1 protein-coding gene is annotated in these 805 nt (G+C 72.3%); it reads right to left on the bottom strand.

Translation table 11 applies throughout. The features are described 5' to 3' along the window. Nucleotides 1-180: 180 nt before the first annotated feature. Complete coding sequence (locus tag Y694_RS22065) at nucleotides 181-618, bottom strand: OsmC family protein (protein ID WP_036236825.1); 438 nt, start codon at nucleotides 616-618, stop codon at nucleotides 181-183. Nucleotides 619-805: the final 187 nt, after the last annotated feature.

Raw genomic sequence — 805 nt, 5'->3', positions numbered from 1 at the left:
GGCAAGGTCTTCGCCGGCGGCCGCTGCACCGATTGCGCGGCCGGCGGCCCGGGCGGCGCCGGCGTGTCCATCTGCGCGACGGCCAGCGTGCAGGCCAGCGTTCCCAACCAGCCGGCCGCGAGCCGGCGCCACGATCTCGATGTGCTCATCCCACTCTCCTCGATGAGGCTCGCCGCCGCTTCAACGGCGCAGCGTCGCCACGAGCGTGATGCTCGGCACGCTGGCCAGCGCCTTCGACAACGGGCAGTTCTCCTTCGCGCTCTGCGCCAGCTGCTGGAACATCGCCTCGTCGATCCCGGGCACGGCGGCGTCGAGCTGCAGCGCGATGCGGTCGATGACGAAGCCCTCGCCCTGCTTGGCCAGGCGCACGGCGGCACGCGTGTCGACCGCGGTGGTCGCGAAGCCGGCCTTGTCGCAGGCGAACGAGAACGCCATCGTGAAGCAGGCCGCGTGCGCCGCGCCGAGCAGTTCCTCCGGGCTGCTGCCGCGGCGGTCGTCCTCGAAACGGCTGCCGAAGCCGTAGGGGTAGGCCTGCAGCGCACCGGTCTCGGTGCTGACCTGGCCCTGGCCTTCCTTGCCCCGGCCTTCCCAATGGACGCTGGCGTTCTTCTCGATCATGGCAACGGCTCCTGCTGAGTGATGGGCAGCGATCGCAGGGACGACCATGCGTCCGGGGCTCGCTGAAGCCAGTATGGGCAGCGGCACACCGCCGCGCGATGGGACGGCGCCGCGACGCGCTGCGGGCCGCGTCCTACAGCGGTGCGCTGCGGCGCGGTCGCCGGTCGGGCAGGAAGCGCCACGCCAG

The organism is Methylibium sp. T29-B (assembly GCF_000576225.1).
Taxonomy (GTDB): domain Bacteria; phylum Pseudomonadota; class Gammaproteobacteria; order Burkholderiales; family Burkholderiaceae_C; genus Methylibium; species Methylibium petroleiphilum.
This window is presented reverse-complemented; position numbering and strand designations above follow the sequence as displayed.

Excerpts from the sequence above, each read along its gene's own strand:
- Y694_RS22065 (WP_036236825.1), bottom strand. The coding sequence starts at position 618 with ATGATCGAGAAGAACGCCAGCGTCCATTGGGAAGGCCGGGGCAAGGAA.